At 62.0% G+C, this 17,961-nt stretch carries 16 protein-coding genes; 10 read left to right on the top strand and 6 right to left on the bottom strand.

Annotated features, from left to right (window positions below):
• The first annotated feature begins 88 nt into the window (after nucleotides 1–88).
• The 6 genes from I2I05_RS07355 to I2I05_RS07330 all read left to right on the top strand — a co-directional run bounded on the left by I2I05_RS07355 (nucleotide 89) and on the right by I2I05_RS07330 (nucleotide 6,716).
• A complete protein-coding gene (locus I2I05_RS07355; RefSeq protein WP_196281595.1) occupies nucleotides 89–535 on the top strand; it encodes an ABA4-like family protein in 447 nt (148 codons plus the stop codon).
• A 43-nt stretch (nucleotides 536–578) separates the two neighbouring features.
• The gene (locus I2I05_RS07350) at nucleotides 579–1,451 is read left to right on the top strand and encodes a hypothetical protein (protein ID WP_196281594.1); all 873 of its coding nucleotides are present in this window, start codon (nucleotides 579–581) and stop codon (nucleotides 1,449–1,451) included.
• Nucleotides 1,452–1,489: 38 nt separating this feature from the next.
• Nucleotides 1,490–2,002, top strand: coding sequence for a DUF2867 domain-containing protein (locus I2I05_RS07345; RefSeq protein ID WP_196281593.1), 513 nt, complete (start codon nucleotides 1,490–1,492; stop codon nucleotides 2,000–2,002).
• Nucleotides 2,003–2,031: 29 nt separating this feature from the next.
• Nucleotides 2,032–3,042, top strand: a complete 1,011-nt coding sequence (locus tag I2I05_RS07340) for a sensor histidine kinase (protein ID WP_196281592.1) — start codon at nucleotides 2,032–2,034, stop codon at nucleotides 3,040–3,042.
• A gap of 4 nt (nucleotides 3,043–3,046) precedes the next feature.
• A complete protein-coding gene (locus I2I05_RS07335) occupies nucleotides 3,047–3,853 on the top strand; it encodes a LytR/AlgR family response regulator transcription factor (protein ID WP_196281591.1) in 807 nt (268 codons plus the stop codon).
• 376 nt (nucleotides 3,854–4,229) lie between these two features.
• Nucleotides 4,230–6,716, top strand: coding sequence for a TonB-dependent receptor (locus I2I05_RS07330; RefSeq protein WP_196281590.1), 2,487 nt, complete (start codon nucleotides 4,230–4,232; stop codon nucleotides 6,714–6,716).
• A 197-nt stretch (nucleotides 6,717–6,913) separates the two neighbouring features.
• Here I2I05_RS07330 and I2I05_RS07325 read toward each other — a convergent pair whose 3' ends face one another.
• The 5 genes from I2I05_RS07325 to I2I05_RS07305 all read right to left on the bottom strand — a co-directional run bounded on the left by I2I05_RS07325 (nucleotide 6,914) and on the right by I2I05_RS07305 (nucleotide 12,880).
• On the bottom strand, nucleotides 6,914–7,714 hold the full coding sequence (locus tag I2I05_RS07325) for a LytR/AlgR family response regulator transcription factor (RefSeq protein ID WP_196281589.1): 801 nt from the start codon (nucleotides 7,712–7,714) through the stop codon (nucleotides 6,914–6,916).
• A 6-nt stretch (nucleotides 7,715–7,720) separates the two neighbouring features.
• A complete protein-coding gene (locus tag I2I05_RS07320) occupies nucleotides 7,721–8,782 on the bottom strand; it encodes a sensor histidine kinase (RefSeq protein WP_196281588.1) in 1,062 nt (353 codons plus the stop codon).
• A gap of 39 nt (nucleotides 8,783–8,821) precedes the next feature.
• A complete protein-coding gene (locus I2I05_RS07315; protein WP_196281587.1) occupies nucleotides 8,822–9,475 on the bottom strand; it encodes a hypothetical protein in 654 nt (217 codons plus the stop codon).
• Nucleotides 9,476–9,711: 236 nt separating this feature from the next.
• A complete protein-coding gene (locus tag I2I05_RS07310) occupies nucleotides 9,712–10,416 on the bottom strand; it encodes a hypothetical protein (protein WP_196281586.1) in 705 nt (234 codons plus the stop codon).
• A 214-nt stretch (nucleotides 10,417–10,630) separates the two neighbouring features.
• Nucleotides 10,631–12,880 carry a TonB-dependent receptor gene (locus tag I2I05_RS07305; RefSeq protein ID WP_196281585.1) on the bottom strand — a complete coding sequence of 750 codons (2,250 nt, stop codon included), beginning with the start codon at nucleotides 12,878–12,880 and terminating at the stop codon, nucleotides 10,631–10,633.
• Between the two features lie 279 nt (nucleotides 12,881–13,159).
• Between I2I05_RS07305 and I2I05_RS07300 the strand changes: the two genes are divergently transcribed.
• Together I2I05_RS07300 and I2I05_RS07295 are read left to right on the top strand one after the other, a co-directional pair.
• Nucleotides 13,160–14,467 (top strand): PAS domain-containing protein, encoded by a 1,308-nt coding sequence (locus I2I05_RS07300; RefSeq protein ID WP_196281584.1) that lies wholly within the window; start codon nucleotides 13,160–13,162, stop codon nucleotides 14,465–14,467.
• 58 nt (nucleotides 14,468–14,525) lie between these two features.
• A complete protein-coding gene (locus I2I05_RS07295; RefSeq protein ID WP_196281583.1) occupies nucleotides 14,526–14,891 on the top strand; it encodes a hypothetical protein in 366 nt (121 codons plus the stop codon).
• A 233-nt stretch (nucleotides 14,892–15,124) separates the two neighbouring features.
• Here I2I05_RS07295 and I2I05_RS07290 read toward each other — a convergent pair whose 3' ends face one another.
• The gene (locus I2I05_RS07290) at nucleotides 15,125–15,892 is read right to left on the bottom strand and encodes a TatD family hydrolase (protein WP_196281582.1); all 768 of its coding nucleotides are present in this window, start codon (nucleotides 15,890–15,892) and stop codon (nucleotides 15,125–15,127) included.
• A 153-nt stretch (nucleotides 15,893–16,045) separates the two neighbouring features.
• Between I2I05_RS07290 and I2I05_RS07285 the strand changes: the two genes are divergently transcribed.
• Both I2I05_RS07285 and I2I05_RS07280 read left to right on the top strand, forming a co-directional pair.
• Nucleotides 16,046–16,438, top strand: coding sequence for a BlaI/MecI/CopY family transcriptional regulator (locus tag I2I05_RS07285; protein ID WP_196281581.1), 393 nt, complete (start codon nucleotides 16,046–16,048; stop codon nucleotides 16,436–16,438).
• Nucleotides 16,428–17,909: a M56 family metallopeptidase gene (locus I2I05_RS07280; protein WP_196281580.1), complete on the top strand. Its 1,482-nt coding sequence runs from the start codon at nucleotides 16,428–16,430 to the stop codon at nucleotides 17,907–17,909. Before I2I05_RS07285 ends, I2I05_RS07280 begins: the two co-directional genes overlap by 11 nt.
• Nucleotides 17,910–17,961 lie beyond the last annotated feature (52 nt).

The raw sequence follows: 17,961 nt of genomic DNA, 5'->3' as shown, positions 1-17,961 counted from the left end.
CAAATTAGCCGCTTCAACCCCATCGTTCTGGCAAACGGGTAATTGGAAATGTATTTTTGATGCAGTTCCTGCAACGTATCAGCCACTTATGCTCACCCCTGACTTTCTATTTTCGGTGGCCAACCCCATTGCCTCGCTTGGATGGCTGCTCCTGCTGCTGGCGCCGCGCTGGCGCGTGACGCGCGCGGTGGTGCTCAGCGGCGCCTTGCCCCTGCTGCTGGCGGCTACCTACGTGGGGCTCATTGGCTACCAAACGCTGGCCCACCCGGCGCCGGGGGCGGGGTTTGGCTCGCTGGCTCAGGTGGCGGCCCTGTTTCGCGAGCCGTGGGCGCTGCTGGCCGGCTGGGTCCACTACCTCTGCTTCGACCTGGCCGTGGGCGCCTGGGAAACCCGCGATGCCCAGCGCCGCGGCGTGCCGCACTTAGTCCTGATTCCTTGCCTGGCGGCCACGTTCATGCTCGGCCCGCTGGGCCTGCTGCTGTACTGCGGCCTGCGCCAGCGCTGGCAGCCGGCCCCGATTGCCGTTCCGATTTGACTATTTTTTTCCTCGCTCCACTCGCTTCATTTTCTTGCCAACTATGGAAACCGTGCTGATGTCCGCCCCGTTTGCCGCGCCGGCCCCGGCGGCGCCCCACCCTAATGCGGCTACCTGGCCGCAGCGTGCCCGCATGGCCCTGCGCGTGCTGCACCGCGCCAATCCGGCGCTGTCGTGGGCGGGCTGGCTAAACGTGGGCCTGCTGCTGGTAGCCGTGGTGCTGCTGCCCCTCGACCAGCGCACCGTGACCGGAGCCTTGGTGTGGGTGAAGCCCATTAAATTCTGCCTGTCGGTCATTGCCTTTGTCTGGACGCTGGGCTGGCTGCTGGCCGATTTGCCCGGCCCGGCCCAACGCGCCGTGCGCTGGCTGAGCACGGGCGTGGCGGTGAGCATGCTGGTGGAGCAAGCCGTCATTTTTATTCAGGCCGCCCGCGGCACTACGTCCCACTTCAACATCAGCTCCGCCTTCGACGGCCGCCTGTTTCAACTGATGGGCATTTTCATCATGCTCAACACCATGCTCACGGTGTGGGCCGTGTACCTGGTGTGGCGGCACCGCCCGCACGGGACGCCCGGCTACGTGTGGGGCGTGCGCCTGGGCCTGCTGCTTTTTCTGGCTGGCAGCGTGCTGGGCGGCATGATGATTCACCTCAACCAGCACACCGTGGGTGCGCCCGACGGCGGCCCCGGCCTGCCCGGCCTGGGCTGGAGTACACGGGCCGGCGACCTGCGCATTGCCCATTTCATTGGCCTGCACTCGCTGCAAGTGGTGCCGCTGCTGGGCTGGTGGCTGGGCCGCCACGTGCCGCGCCAAGCGGTGCTCTTCACGTGGCTGGGGGCCGCGGCCTACGCGGGCTTGGTGGGCGCATTGTTTGCGCAGGCCATGGCGGGCGTACCGTTGTGGGCAGGACGATGAACTTTAATCAATTCGCCCTCCATCAGCCAGCCGCCCCCATGCCTCCACCTGTTCTGCCGCCGGCCAGTATCGTTCGAAATTCGCTGCCACGGGTTGATTTCCTGGATACCTTCTGCCTTGATTTTCATCTGGGCCGGCTGCTCACGGCGAGTGAGGCCGCCCAAGCGTGCTTTCAACAAGCGCCCGCCTGGGTACTCTGGCTGATGCGGCTGCGCAATGCGCTGGTGAAAATGCTGGGCTTGGCTACGACCCTACCACCCGGGTTGCGGGCCTTGCAGCGGCCGTTGGTTCCCGGCGATTTCGTGGGGCCTTTCCGGACGTTTGCTGCCAGTCCGTCCGAAGTACTGCTGGGTCTCAATGACCGGCACCTTGACTTCCGGGTGTCGGTGCTAGTGGCCCGCGAACCGCACGCCACGCGGGTTTTTATGAGCACGGCGGTGCAGTACCACAACCTGGCGGGGCGCCTGTACTTTGCGGTGGTGCGGCCGTTCCACGCCGCGATAGTACCGGCCATGCTGCGGGCCTGCCGGGCCCGGCTGCTGGCCCGGTAACTTCGCCCTTCGGTTCCCTATCCATTTTCATGAACGAGCGCCGCCTCCTGCTTTTCGGCATCCCGGTGATTGCGACCTTGGCCATGCTCATGCGCGGCGTGAGTGAGCTGCCCATGCTGCCCACTCTTGTGGTTAGCTGGCTGATTTCAGTGGTTTACACCGTCATTTTCTGGCTGAGCAACCGGGCGCTGTGGTTTGCCCTGATTCGGCGGTTTCCCGACGTGGAACAGACTGCCCACCGGCTGTGGCGGCTGGCCCTGGGCAGCCTGGCCATCGGGGCCGCGGCCACGCTGCTGCTGGGCGAAGCCTTGCACTGGATATTCTACCAAAATCACATTTGCGCCGACCAATTTTGGCAGGAGCTGGCTCTCAACATGGTGCCTACCCTAGTAGTGCAGCTGATTTACGAAAGCCGCCACTTCTTTGAGCAGTGGAAAACCAACCTGCAGCGCGCCGAACAGCTGGCCCGCGCCGGCACCCAGGCCCAGCTCGACGCCCTACAAAGCCAGCTCGACCCGCACTTTCTGTTCAATAATCTCAACACGCTGTCCGCCCTCATCGAGCCCGGCAACGCGCCCGCCCAGCAGTTTGTGGAGCAGCTGGCCGATGTGTACCGCTACGTGCTGCAAGCACAGGGGCAGGCCACTGTGCCACTGGCCGAGGAGCTGGCATTTGTGGAAACCTACCTGTCGCTACACAAAGCCCGTTTTCGTGATAATCTAGTCGTTGAGATTGCCGTCCTCCCCGCCGCGCTGGCGCGCCGCGTGGCACCACTCAGCGTGCAGCTTCTGGTGGAAAACGCGCTGAAGCACAACGTGGCCTCGCGCCAGCACCCGCTGCACCTGCGCGTGGCCACCGGCCCCGCCGCCGATTCGCTCACCGTTGCAAACACGCTGCGCCCCCGCACGGCCGGTTTGGCGCCTGGCACGGGCACGGGCCTGGCCAACGTGCGCCGTCGCTACGAGTTGCTCAAGGCCGGACACACCATGGAAGTCCACGAAGAAAACGGGAATTTTGTCGTGCAAATCCCTTTGCTGTAGCCCCATGACCGTTTTGCTGCTCGAAGATGAATACCCCGCCGCCGAGCGGCTGCAGCGCCTGCTAGCGCAGGCAGCACCTGCTATCCAGGTGCTGGCTGTGCTCGACACCGTAGCCGGGGCGCTGGCCTGGCTGGCCAGCCACCCCGCTCCGGATTTGATTCTCAGCGATATTCAGTTGGCCGACGGCCTCAGCCTGGAAGTGTGGGAGCAGGCCGTGGTGCCGAGTCCGGTCATTTTCACTACTGCTTACGATGCCTACGCCATTCGTGCTTTCCAGGCCAACAGCGTGGCCTACCTGCTGAAGCCCGTGAAGCTGGCCGAACTGCAAGCTGCCCTGGCCAAGCTGCGCCAGTGGCCGGTAGCACGGCCCGAAACAGCGGGAGCTCATCCCACCCACTCGCCGGGCACCGCCGATGCGTCCTTCAGCATGGAGCGCCTGCTCGACGCCCTCCCCCGCCCCGGCAAGCCCTACAAAACCCGTTTTTTGGTACGCCAGGGCGAGCAGTTCCTGCCACTGGCCGCTACCGAAGCCGCTTGGTTCCTCAGCCGGAACGGGGTAACCACCCTGGTGGTCGCCGATGGCCGCCGCTTTGTGGTTGACTACACCCTGGAGCAGCTGGAAACGCTACTTGACCCCGCGCTTTTCCGGCGCCTCAGCCGCCAAATAATTGCCCAGCTATCGGCCGTACGGCGCCTTCAGCCCCACTTCAATGGCAAGATGACGGTTGACCTGCACCCCGCTCCAAGCGAAGAAGTGCTGGTGAGCCGCGAAAAAGCCGCGGCCGTGAAGGCTTGGCTGGAAGGCAACTAAAGCCGAAACCCGGAGTCATTGGCGCGGAAATCACTGAATTGAATCAGTCCGAGAAGAGCCCAATTCAGGGGTTTGCGCGGGCTGTTCAAAAAAAGTTTTCGCAAACCTGTAACGTTCCGAAACTCGCGCGGTATCCACACCCAAATACCCTGCTCACCTTCTTTCTGCGCGTGGACTAACCGTCCATAAAAAGTCCGGCGGAGCAGGCTGGTTTACGACTGGCCTGCTCCGCTGCGGAGGCACCCCCCGCCTCCCATTTCCCCACAGCTTCTCCTTTGCCGCTAGGCCTTTTGGGCCGAAGGAGACTTGCCTTGCCCTTTCTGAGCTAACCACAAACGTCCTGAATCTACTTTTTCCGCCTCTTTTCTAGCACCTTATGCACTTCTCCTACTCCCTAAAAAGCACATCCATCCGCCGCGTTGGCTTGAACGTGCGGGCAGTTGTATTGCTGGCCTTTACTGCTTGCCTGACATCTTTTGCCGGCCACGCCCAAACGGCGGCCGTGACCGGCAGCGTGCGCAGCGGCGCCGGCGCCCCCATCGAATTTGCCACCGTTACGCTGCACCGCGCTGCCGACTCCTCAGTAGTAAAAACCGAGTTCAGCGACGCGCAAGGTGCCTTCCGGCTGGAGCAAGCGGCTGGTGGACGCTACCGGGTTTCGGCCTCGCAAGTAGGGTTTGTGCGCTTTTGGAGCGACGCGTTTGAGTTGCCGGCGGCCGGCCTAGCACTGCCAGCTTTTGCCCTGCAAACCAGCGCCGCCACGGCCCTGAAAGAAGTGACCGTGGTAGGCCAAAAACCGCTGTTTGAACGCTTGGCCGACCGTACCGTGGTGAACGTAGAAGGCTCGACGCTGGCTGCCGGCAACACCTCCCTAGATGTGCTGGCCCGCTCGCCGGGCGTGACCGTGGACGGCAGCGACAACCTGTCTCTGAAAGGCCGCTCGGGCCTGTTGGTGCTCATCGACGGCAAGCGGCAGCCCATGACGGGCACCCAACTGGCCGACTACCTGCGCGCCCTGCCCGCCGACCAGCTCAAGAGCATCGAGCTGATTACCAACCCGCCCGCTAAGTACGACGCGCAGGGCGGCGCCGGCATCATTGCCATCAACCTCAAGAAAGACCAGCGCCTCGGCACCAACGGCAGCGTCAATGCCAGCCTGGGCCGCAGCGACTACACTAAGTTCACTACCGGCCTGACACTGAACCACCGGCGCGAGAAAGTGAACCTGTTTTCGTCGGTGACCTACGCCAAGCGCGAGTTTTTCAGCGAGCGCAACACGTTCCGCTACTTCTACGAGACGCGCGACGGCCAGCCCGTGCTACGCGGCACCAGCGACCAGCGCAACAGCACGGTGTCGACGAGCCACTTTATCTATTCGCGGGGCGGCGCCGACTTCACCCTATCGAAAAATACGGTGCTCGGCGGCGTGGTTACGCTGTTCTCCGTGCCAAACCCTGGGCCCAGCAGCCGGGGACTGAACACCAGCGTATTCTACGACGCCAACGGCCGGATTGAGGACTCGTACACGGCCCTGAGCACCAGCCTGGGCTACGACCCCAATTTCTCGGGCAACGTCAATTTCAAGCACACTTTTGGCGAAGGCACCGGCAGCCCCGAGCTCACGGCCGACGTGGACTACGCGCAGTACAACAACCACCGCACACAAAGCCAGACCACGTTTTTCGAGCCCAACGAGGCATTCAACACCCTGGCCAGCGACCAAACCAGCCAGCTGAGGATTCAGGCGGTGAAGGCGGACTACACGCAGTCGCTGAACGAGAAAACGAGGTTCGAAGCTGGGGCCAAAGCCAGCCTGGTAACGGCCGACAACGACATCCGCTTCGAAAACACCCGCCTGGGCGTGACCACCTTGGACCGCAACCTGAGCAACCGATTCAAGTACGACGAATTCATTTCGGCCGCCTACGTGAACCTCAACCACACCCGCGGCAAGCTCAACGTGCAGGGCGGCCTGCGCGGCGAGCAAACCCACGCCAAGGGCCAACAGGTGACCACCAACGAAGGCTTCGTGCGCGATTACTACCAGCTGTTTCCAAGCGCGGCGCTGAAGTACACCCTCAGCGAGCGCCACGAAACCAGCCTCTCGCTGAGCCGCCGCATCAACCGGCCCGGCTACAACCAGCTCAACCCCTTCCGCTTCATCATTGACCCGGCCACGTCGGGCAAGGGCAACCCCGACCTGCGCCCCGAAACCAGCCTCAACACCGAAGCCAACTACACTTACAAACAGAAGTACACCCTTGGCCTGAGCTACAGCCGCACCGACTCGCCCATCACCGACGTGGCCTACCCCGAAACCGACAGCACCACGGTCTCGACCAACGTCAACCTCGATTTGCAGCACTACGTGGCCCTCACCCTTACGGCACCCTTCACGGCCGGCAAGTGGCTGAACGTCTACAACAACGCCATCCTCTACTACATCCATTACCAAGGCAACCTGGCCGGCACCTCGCTGCGCGCCGGCAAGCCCACCCTCAACTTCAGCAGCAACTGGACTGCCACGCTGGGCAAGGGCTGGGGCGCCGAACTGAATGGCCGCTACACCTCGGCCCAGCGTGTGGGCTTCTTCGAATTCAAGCCCATGGGCCAAGTGGGCCTGGGCATCAAAAAAGACCTGTGGGACCGCAAGGGCACCGTCCGCCTGGCCGTGACCGACATTTTCTACACCGCCCCGCTGCGGGCCGTGTCGGAGTACACCAACTACCGCCAGGACCTGTACCTGCGCCGCGACTCGCGCGTGGCCACGCTCTCCTTCAACTGGCGCTTCGGCAATGACAAGGCCACCGCCTCCCCCACCCGCCGCACCGGCGCCGAGGAGGAACGCCGCCGCGCGCAGTAAATGGTAGCGTAATGTTAAGAGGTATATAAATATAAAAGGTCGTCATGCTGAGCGCAGCCGAAGCATCTCGCGTGCAGTAGTAATCATCTGAATTAGTGGTGGCACGCGAGATGCTTCGGCTGCGCTCAGCATGACGACCTTATCAGAGGACGTTGCTAGAGGACGTTAATAGTGGACGTTCAAATTGATTCCTGTTCTTATCTATCTAGCCAGCTTTTGAACACCTGCACTTTCTCACGGCTCACCAGCACTTGGGCATCGGGCGCTACGGGCTTCAGCACGGTTTGCAGGCGGGAATTGGTGTAGTGAATGATATCCTGAATGGCGCTTTGCTGGGCCAGGTAGGCGCGGTTGAGGCGGAAGAAGCGGCGCGGGTCCAGCAGGGCTTCGAGCTGGTCCATTGTGTAGTCCACCACGTATTTGCGGCCTTCGGTGGTTTGCAGAAAAGTGGCTTTTTCGAGGCTGAAAAAGTAGGCAATCTGGTCAACCAGCACCACTTTCAGGTGCTCCCCTACCCGCACCACAAACTGCGTTTTATAGGCAGTTGGGGCCGCCGTTTGCTGCATTTGTTGTAATAGTTGCCCCAGCAAAGCCGGGTCAAACGCGGGAGCCGGGGCGGCGGGCGCTGTACCCGCATGCACCGTGCGCAGCTTGTGTAAAGCCGCCGTTAATTCGTCCTCGTCGATGGGCTTGAGCAGGTAATCCACGCTATTCACCTTGAAGGCCTGCAGCGCATATTGGTCATACGCGGTGGTGAAAATGACGGGGCAGCGCAGCTGCGTGCGCTCAAACAGCTCGAAGCTGAGGCCATCGGCAAGGTGAATATCCAGAAACAGCACGTCGGGAGCCGGTGCCACGCTTTCGAGCAGGCTAAGGGCCTGCGTCACCGATTCGGCCGTGCCCAGCACCTGCACGGGCTCGGGCTGGCGGGCCAACATGTCGGCGAGGCGGCGGGCGGCCAGGGGTTCGTCTTCAACGATGAGCGCGCGGAGAATCATAGCAAATTAGAGCGTCAGGAGCGGCAAGGTCACCACAAACTCGCCGTTTTCGGGGTTGATGACAATGGGCTTATCGGTGAGAAAGGCATAGCGCGCCGCCAGGTTTTTCAGGCCCAACCCGGACTTTTCACCGTCGTTTAGTCGGCGCGGCCGCAGCGTGTTGCGCACCGTGAGCGTGCCGCTGGCCACATCCAAGCCCACCGAAATGCGCAAGGGGTCGGCCTGAAAGGCGGTGTTGTGCTTAATGACGTTTTCCAGCAGGAGCTGCAGGGCCAGCGGCGGCACGAAGAACGGCGCCAGCTGGGACGCGGGCGGCAGGCTCATCTCGACGGCCAAGGCATCGCCCAGGCGGGTTTTCTGCAGGAATAAGTACGACTCGGCAAACTTCAGCTCGTCGGCCAAGGGCACCAGTTCCTGGCTTTCGCTATCGAGCACATATCGGTACACCTGGCTGAGCTGGCGGATAAAGCGCACGGCCCGGGCCGGGTCGTTTTCTTCGACCAGCGAGGTCAGCGCATTCAGGGAGTTGAATAGAAAATGTGGATCGACTTGCCGGCGCAGGGAGTCGAGGCGCGCCACGGCGGTTTCTTTTTCCAGCCGCTCGGTCTGAATGGCGGCTTCGCGCCACTTCAGCAAAAACGCCCGACTGTGCTGAAACAGCGACAGCAGCACCGTGACCACCAGCGGAAACGCAAACTGCTGCCATACCGCCGCCGTGAACATTATGCTTATCGGTTGATGAAAATACAGCGTCCGAAAACCCAGGTTGACTAGGAAAATAGCCACCAGGGACACCAGCAGCGACACCGTCATGGTGAGCAGAAACCGCCGCACCGGCGCCGCACGCCACGACGCAAATCGGTCGAGCCACGCCACGGCGCCATCATTAGCAAACCACAGCGAACCCGTGTAGGCCAGGGTAATGAAGAAATTCACCACCATCTCGCTCTTGCTAGGCCTGTTGACGAAAAAGGTGATGACCACCGTGATGGCCAGCAGTATCAGCCCCAGGCGCAGCCAGCGGGGCATGGGCAAGCGGGCCGTGGCCGCGAAAGAAGCGTTGCTCATAAGAATAATATCAACCGCAAATGACGACCAAATGCCGGGTTACGCCAACAGCGCCGCCCGGCGCCGGGCCAGCCGCCCGTAGTACAGCACGAAGCCCACTTGCATGGCCATGCCCAACATTGAGGGCAAAAACTGGCTGTAGGGTTTGAACTGGGGCAGCACCGTGCCCGTGAATGCCGCCACCAGCGCGAAGTACGAACCTATCATCTTCCACAAATGGTCGTAGAGCCAGCCGCCGTGCCGCCACCATTTCCGAAACCTGAACCGAGCTAAATCATACACCAGCAACGCCGCCAGGTAGCCCATGGTGGAATAAATAACCACCGGCGACCACACCAGCGGACTGCGGTTCAAACCCACCAGAAACCCCACCGAACCGACCAAAAAAGCCAGCGTCACGGCCGCATCAATGGCCGTTGGACCAGTATCCCGCGTGCGCAGCACCCGGTAGCCCGACCACGCCTGGTACACGCTCAGCAGCACCACCGTGAGCAGAAAAGGCCGGAAGTTGAACACCGCCAAACCCAGTACCGCCGTGAGCAGCACCACCGCCATCACCCGCAAAAACCAGTGGCCAAGCCGCACGTGCGCAGCCCCGCCCTTGCGCACCAGCAGCGGCCCCAGCCCCAGCAGCAGCGCCAAGCTGCCACTAACGATGTGCAAGCCAATGTTGAAGTGGTGTAAGGTTTCCATTAGGGGAATTTGATGCTAGATGTGCAGGTAGGACTCGTTCGGGACGTATCGATTGGCATCCCGCTCGCACCTCCTGTCATGCTGACGAAGCAAGCACATTATCCAGTTCGCACGATTCGTTTGGCGGTGATAAGATGCTTCGTACCTCAGCATGACAGGAGGCGCGGTAGAGAAGCGTCAACTGCGCGGACGCCCGGTGAACCGAACGTTTTATGGGTGTTAAAGCAGTACCGGATTTACTTAGCGGCAGCCTGCGCGGCCGGTTGCTCGTAGGCTTTTAGGCGGCTTTGCAATTGCCGCTCGCCCCAGTTTGGCAGGAGCGAATTGCTGGGTTTGTAGGCGGCGTAGCGGGTTTTGGCTTCGTCATAAATGGGCTTGGCTACCTCCGGGCCGCCGCCGAACATTTTGGGCGTAAAGTACAGGTTGTTGGCTTGCACCAAGTAGATGCGGGGGTTGGCGGGGTTCACCTTCTTGGCCTGAGCCAGCGTCTCATTCACCAGCGCCGCATACTTGGCCGAGCGCATCATGGGCGAAATCCCGAGCCGGGCCTGGTAGATGTAGCCTTGCAACACCAGCAGCTCCGATTCGTCGCCGCCCAGCTTGCGGGCGCGGGCCAGCCCAGCCTCGGCCTGGTCGAGGTACTTGTCCCGCACGTCGCCATCTTCCTTGCTCTGAAAACAAGTGAGCAATAGCGCGTAGGACTGGTAGTACTGGGGCAGCCAGTCGGTGGCCGCCGCAGCGCTGGCCCGCTCAAACTTGCTGGCAATTTGCTTGAGTTGGGCAGGGTCGCCGGTGCTATTCAGTTCCGTGATGGTGGCGGCCATCATCTCGGCATAGCCGGCGGGCGCGGCCACGGCCGAAGGGGAGACAGCTGCAGGTGCCTGAGCCGCTGCCGAAAAAGACGTCGAGGCCAGGGCGAGTAATAACAAGTGCTTTTTCATGAGCTTGAGAAATGAAGGTTGAAAAGGTGAAGTGAGTAGCGGCAAAGGCGCCGGCCGTGGTTGATGATTCAAAAGTGGCGGCCTGCCGTAGCCCCTGAAATTTTCTGTGACCGAAGCGTCGGATAAGGCCGACGAAGCGGCGTATCAGTAGCGCGGACTTTTAGTCCGCGGCAGAACCACGCTGGCTTTTTCCAACGCGGACTAAAAGTCCGCGCTACTCCGGGACTACGCTCGTGTCGGCGGGCCGGGCCTTGTTGATGGACACCATGAGCACCACGAACAGCATGCGCGGGGCCGAGGGCGTCACGTTTACTCGCTGGTAGGTGCCTTGGTCGCTGGGCGTGGCGCCGTAGCGGTAGCCGAACACATTGTCCCGGCCCAGCAGGTTGGAGCACGATACGTGCACAATGGTCAGGTTCTTTTTGATGCTGGTGACGTAGCTGAAATTCATGCTCAATTCCTGGTAGCTGGGGGTGCGGATGGCCCGGAAGCTGGGGTCGTAGCTCAGGCGCGGGCTGGTGTAGTTGACGGTGGCTCCCACCAGCGTGTGCAGTTTGCCGAACCAGTACTTGCCCACCACGCTCATGCTGTGCCGGGCCGCAAACGTGGGCACGGCCAACCCGGGGTCGGTGCGCTGCTGGCGGCGGGTGTCGAGCAGGCCGTAGCTCACCCAGTAATCGAGGTTTTTCACCGTTTTGCGGTCGCGCCAGAACAGGTCCACGCCGCGGGCGTAGCCGCTGCCGGTGCTCTGGTAGGCACGGGGTTGGTATTGGGTGGCGGCATCGAAGCGCGTGAGGTGTTGGTAGTCCTTATAGTAGCCTTCCACGCGCAGGGTGCGGTCGGCGCGCACACGCTGGTAGGTGAGCAGGTAATGGTCGGCGCGCTCGAAGCGCAGGGCGGGGTTGCCGTGGGCAAAGAGCAGCAAGTTGTTGGCGGGGGTTTGGTAGAAATGGCCGTAGGCGGCCGACACCTGGCTGGCTTCGGTGAGTTGGTAGGCCAGGGCCAGGCGCGGGGCAGCGTTCCAGCGGTTCAGCACCCCCGAATACTCGGCCCGCCCCCCTACCCGACCGGCGAGCTGGCTGGTGAAAGCGATGTTGGCTTCGGCGAAGGCGGAGGCCCGCTGCTCGTCGAATTCCCGCTCGGGCAAGTCGGCGGCGTGGTCGTCGGCGTGCTGCCGGGCCCGTTGGGCAAACCGCTGGCCCAGGCCTTCGGCGCCCATTTTCAGGTTCCAGTAGGTGCCCACCGAGTCATTGGTAAGCACCACGCGGCCCACCACGGATTGCTCCAGCTCGTGCACGCGGCTGATTTCGGGCGCGGCGCCTTGGGTGCCCAGGTCTATGGTCTGCTCGTCGCGGGTGGCAGCAAGGCCGGTGTTCAGGCTCCAGCCGCCGCGCAAGGGGCTGCGGAAGCTGGTGTTGAGGTACACGTTGGTGTTTTGCAAATCCACGGGGCGGCCGTTTTGCCACTCCACGGCGGGCGTGCGCACGGCGGTGTGGGCTTTGGTGAAGGCGCCGTAGGCCTTGAACATGCCCGCCTCGCCGGTGCGTTGCCGGTAGGCCACCGAGCCGCTGCCCGACTCGTAGGCCGAGAGCACGCGCTGCGGCACCACCCCGAAGTAGGGCCGCATATTCATGTAGTCGCCGGCCACGGCCACCGACGACCGTTCCCAGCGCTGCTGCTGCGACAACCCGATTTGCCCCAGCGACAGCAGCGTGATGCCCGTCTGCGTTTCCGGCGCCAGGTCAATCGAATTCAAAATCACCGCCGCCGATAAGGCCTGCCCGTACTCCGCGGAGTAGCCGCCGGTGCTGAACACCGTGCCCTTGAAGAGCATGGGCGAAAACCGGCCCCGGGCGGGCGTGCCACTCACGCTGGCCCCGTACGGGCTTTGCAGGGGCAGGCCGTCGAGGTACTGCTTGGTTTCGCCGGCCGCCCCGCCGCGCACGAACAGCTTGCCTTCGTCGCCGTTGCGGGTGGTGCCGGGCAGGGTGTTGAGGGCGCCGGCCACGTCGGCCAGGGCGCCGGCCGTGGTCACAATATCCAGGGGCTTGAGTACGCTGCTGCGCTTTTCGTCGCTGGCCTCGAAGGCGCCGGCCGTCACCACCACGTCGCCGAGAGCGGCGCGGGAGGCTTTCAGGCGGATGTTGGGCAGCGCCAGGGCATCCAGGCCGAGCGTGACAGGCAGTTCCTGCGGCTCGTAGCCGATAAACGTGACCACCAAGCCGAAACCGCCCACCTGGCGCGTCTCGAACTGGAACCGGCCCAACGAGTCGGTGCTGGTGCCGTCGAAGGTGGTTTTCAGGAACACGTTCACGCCCGGCAGCGGCTGGCCGCCCGCGTCGCGCACGGTGCCAGAGATGGAGGTAGCGGCGCCAATTGGCGGACTGACAGCAGGGGCTTGGGCGGCGGAACGAGTACAGCCCAGCAGCAGCAGCAGCAAGGCCAGGAGTAAGGAAGTTTTCATGGAGACCGGCGGGTAAGTTCTGGTCCAAAGGTGCCGGCTGGGGCAATCCGCTTTCAACTACCTGTTGCCGAAGCAGCGCAGCCGCCGGATGAAGTGCCGGCTCAGGCAGACAAGAGCAATGAGGAAGCCGGCGGTTGCGGAGAGCACGCCCCTTATACCAACCCGAGAAGTGCGGCTTGCTAGCGCCCGGCTTAGTAGTTTTGCACCTAGTAGTACGACTACGCCCCTGGCCCTCTTTGCGGAGGGCTTCCGTTTGCCCAATCGTTGTTTCCCCCGACCATGCCCGCACTCGTTTCCCCTGTGGATTATCAGCAATTATTCCGCTCCCTGCCGGACAATTTTCTGCTCATGACCCCCGATGCGACCATTCTGGACAATACGGACGCCCACGTGGCCGCCTCGATGAAATCGCGCGAGGAAGCCGTGGGCCGCCCGATGTTCGAAGCCTACCCGTCGGTCGACCAGAACCAAGGCAACATCATTGCCGAGTCGCACGAGCACGTGCGCCGCTACCTGGAGCCGCACGCCATGCCTGTCATTCGCTACGACCTGGCCCGCCCCACCGAGCAGGGCGGCGGCTTAGAAGAGATGTACTGGCAGGCCACGCATTACCCCTTGCTCGACGAGCAGGGCCAGCTGCAATACATCCTGCAGCGCACCCAAAACGTAACCGAGCAGTACCGCGCTGCCCAGGAGGCCGCCCGCGTTCAGAAAGCCCTGGCCGAAGCCCAGGACCGCACGCGGTTCGTGCTCGAAAGCCTGCCGGTGCTCATCTGGACGGCCACGCCCGACGGCCACCGCGACTATTTCAATCCCCGTTGGTTGGGCTTCACGGGCCGCACCATGGCCCAGGAAACGGGCAACCAGTGGACCGCCAACATTCACCCCGAGGACCACGACCGGGTGATGCAAGCTTGGCGGCATTCGGTGGAAACCGGCGCGCCCTACCAGGTGGAGTACCGCCTGCGCCGCCACGACGGCCAGTACCGCTGGATTCTGGTGCGGGCCACGCCCCGCTACGACGAAGCCGGCGCCATCAACCTATGGGTGGGCGGCGCTACCGAAATCCACGAGCAGCGCCAGATGGTGCAAGAGTTGTTGGAGGCCAACGAGCAGCAAAGCAGCCTATCGGAGCAAGCCTACGAGCTGTACCAGAAGGCGGAAAATCAGCGCGAAACCTTCCATAACCTGTTCATGCAGGCCCCGGCCATGATTTGCATTCTGCGCGGCCCGGAGCACGTGTTCGAGTTTGTGAACCCGGTGTACCAGCAAATTTTCCCGCACCGCCAGCTTCAGGGCCTCACCGTGGCCGAGGCGCTGCCCGAAATCAAGGAGCAGGGCATCATCGGGCTGCTCGACAAGGTGTACCAAACCGGCGAAACCTTCAACGGCAACGAGCTGAACATGAAACTGGAGCGCGACGCCAGCGGCCAATTGCACGACACCTATTTCAACTTCATTTACCAGCAGTTCCGCGAGCAGGGCCAGCCGGCCGGCATCATGGTGTTTGCCTTCGAAGTCACCGAGTTGGTGAACGCCCGCCAGGCCCTGGAGCGGCTGCGCGATGCCCCCGACGCCACCGCGTAAGCCCCACTCGCCCCACCTGCTGCAATTTCCCCGCATTACCCGCTTACCCCCTCCCCGCATGGCCCTCACTCCTTTCGACTTTCAGCAAGCCCGCGTGAAGCAGGTTTTGTTTAAGTCGCGGCTACGCTCGGTGCTCTACGGGGTGCGGGAGGCGGAGCCGGAGTTATTTTCGATTCGCGACAATCCCCTTGGTCAGTGGATTCAGACCACCTTGAAGCCCGCCCTGCGCGCATCGGGCGAAGTAAGCGAACTGGAGCACCTCACCCAGCAAATGATGCGGACGGGCCAGGAACTGGCCACCCGCTACAACCGCGGCCAGATTGAGGAGTCGCGCGCCGGCCTCGACCAAATCAATGCCTTCGCCGACCAGATTGAAAACCTGCTCAGCCGGCTCGAAGCCGGAATGGTGGCGGGCGCCAAATAGCATTTCCGCCAATTTCAATTAAGAAAATTAAAGAAACTGTATAGAAATGCAATACTGGCCGTCATGCAGAGCGCAGCGAAGCATCTCGCTTGTGGCAGTAATTCAATAATTAGTGGCAACACGCGAGATGCTTCGCTGCGCTCTGCATGACGTTCTTTTGAGTTACGAATCCACTTCAATTAAAAGAAAAAGGGAGAGCCGCGACCATCCGCGGTTCTCCCTTTTTGGTTGGCTCACAAATTGAACAGCGCCGCTGCGTTGCGCGTAGTGGCCTCGGCCACTTCCTCCACGTCTTTGCCCAGCAGCTCGGCCACCCGCCGCAGTATTAGCGGCAGGTAGGCGGGCTCGTTGCGCTTGCCGCGGTGCGGCACAGGCGCCAGGTAGGGGCAGTCGGTTTCCAGCAGCAAGTGCTCCAGGCCAATGCCCGGCAGCACCTTGTCGGCGCCGCCATTCTTGAAGGTGGCCACGCCCCCGATGCCCAGCATAAAGCCCAGCTTAATGGCGCGCTCGGCTTCTTCGGGCGTGCCCGAAAAGCAATGAAACACCCCACGCAAGCTACCGTCCTGCGCAGCCTCCACCAGGTCGGCGGTTTCGGCAAAGGCCTCGCGGGTGTGTAGCACAATGGGCAACTGGTGCTGCTTGGCCATTTGCAATTGAATTCGGAGGGCCTCCTGCTGCTGGGGCAGCAAGGTTTTGTCCCAGTACAAATCGAGCCCGGCCTCGCCCACTGCGGCGAAGGGCCGGCGGCCCAGCCAGGTTTCCACTTCATACAAGTCCTGCTCGAAACTGCGCGTGACCGAGCACGGGTGCAGGCCCATCATGGCGAAGCAGGTTTCCGGGGCCTGGGCCTCCAGTTCCAGCATGGCGTCGATGGTGGAATGGTCCACGTTGGGCATCACGATGGTGCGCACGCCAGCCTCCTGGGCGCGGCGCAGGGCATCGAGCCGGTCAGGCTTGAACTGTTCGGAGTAGAGGTGGGCGTGGGAATCGGTGATGTGCATGATGCGACAAAGGTCGGGGGCAAGGCGGGCCGAACCCGAATTTTTTCGCCACGAATCTTTGATTTCGACCCCAATTCAACCAAAAACTGCTGAATCAGTTTTATAACTGATAAATAAGTTTCAAAACTGATTAAGCAGTTATACATTTGTTGCATGGAAGAATTAACCAAAACCGAGGAGCGCATCATGCAGGCTTTGTGGAAGCTAAAGAAAGCTTTTGTGAAGGACATAATCGAGCAGCTACCTGATGAGCCCAAGCCGCCCTACAACACCGTGTCGTCGGTGGTGCGCATTCTGGAGCGCAAGGCCTACGTGGGCTTCAAGGCCTACGGCAAAACCTACGAGTACTTCCCGCTCATCAGCAAAACCGAATACCGGGCGGCCAGCCTCAAACGCATGCTTTCGCAGTATTTCGACAATTCGCCCACGGCCCTGGTCTCCTTCATGGTTGAAGAAACACTGAGCCAGCGCGAGAAGCAGCAGCTCCTCGACCTACTCCACGATTCCGAGAGCACCACTTCCAAACCCGACGGCGATGCTAAGTAGCACTTTGCTCTATCTGGCCGAGGCAAGCTTTTGCTTGGCCGTTTTTGCCCTGGCCTACCGCCTGCTGCTGGCCCGGCTCACCTACTTCGCCGGAAACCGGGCCTACCTGCTGGGGGCGCTGGCGGCGAGCGTGGTCATTCCCCTGCTGGCATTTCCGGGGCTGGCCGATTTTCTGGCGGGTTCGGTTTCGGAATCCCCGGCCGGCCGGCCGCTCGTTTTTCAACTGAACTGGAAACCCAGCCCAACGGCTCCCGCAGTTGCTGCCACCGGGGTCGGCCCGGACCTGGCCGCCCTGTTGATGCACGGTCTGCTGGGGCTTTACGTCCTCGGCGCCCTCTACAAGCTCGTGGCGGCCACGCGCAACCTGCGCGACCTAGCGCAGCTCGCCAAGCGCCACCCGAGCACTGACTTAGGCGCCTTCGCCATCGTGCACCTGCCCGAGCCCAGCTTACCGGCGTTTTCCTTTGGCCGGCACGTGTTTCTGTCGCCGCAGCACGAGGCGCTGAGTGCCGAGGAGCGTCAGTTGCTGCTTTTGCACGAGGGTGTGCACGTCCGGCAGAAGCACACGGCCGACCTGCTTCTAGTTGAAGCACTGGGCGTGCTTTTCTGGTTCAACGGCTTGGTGCCCTATTTCCGCCAGCAGCTCAAAACCGTGCACGAATACTTGGCCGACGAGGCCGTGGCCCGCGCCCAAGGCAGCCCCCGAACCTACGGCGAGCTGTTGATAAAGCTGGCGGCGCAGCAGCCCCCGTTTGCCTTGGCCCACGCTTTCTCCAACAAGCAAATTTTTCTCCGCATCAAAATGCTCACCCAACCAACTTCCTCACCTATGCAAAAACTTCGTTTCCTCTTGGTATTGCCCGTGTTTGGCTTCGCCTGGGCTGCCACCGCCTGCACCGGCTCCCCGGCTACCGAGGTTGCCGCCACGCCGGCCGCTACCACTTCCACAAATGCGCCAGCTGCCACAGCCACTCGCATTGGCCGCATCACGTGGCAGGGCAATACCTACTTGTCGACGGCGGAGCTGAATGAAGCGCTGGGCCTCAAAACCGGCGACGCATACGACTCAGCCACGGTGGTGCAACGCCTGAATTTCGACCCCAAGGGCCGCGACATCACCTCTCGCTACATGGACCACGGATTCCTCTTCTTCTCGGCAGTTCCCACTGCCACGCCACAGCCCGACGGCACAACGGACTTGGCTTTTGCCATCAGCGAAGGCCGGAAGGCCAAGCTGCGCAACATCACGGTCAGCGGCAATAAGAAGACGTCCAGCACGGCCTTGCTCGCGCCGCTGCCCTTGCGCTCAGGCGATGATTTCAGCCGGGCAAATTTGATGAAATCCCAAACCATTTTGGCCCAACAAGGTAAAGTCAATCCGGCCAAAATTGCCATCAATCCCAAGCCGGTAATGAGTCCGAACACACCCACCGACTTTGTGGACATTGAGTTGGTTGTGGAAGAAAAATAGAGCGCAGAAATACAAGATATGTTGGCCAGGGCCGCCGCTACGCACCGAACGT

The sequence above is a fragment of the Hymenobacter jeongseonensis genome (assembly GCF_015694725.1).
Taxonomy (GTDB): Bacteria; Bacteroidota; Bacteroidia; order Cytophagales; family Hymenobacteraceae; genus Hymenobacter; species Hymenobacter jeongseonensis.
This window is presented reverse-complemented; position numbering and strand designations above follow the sequence as displayed.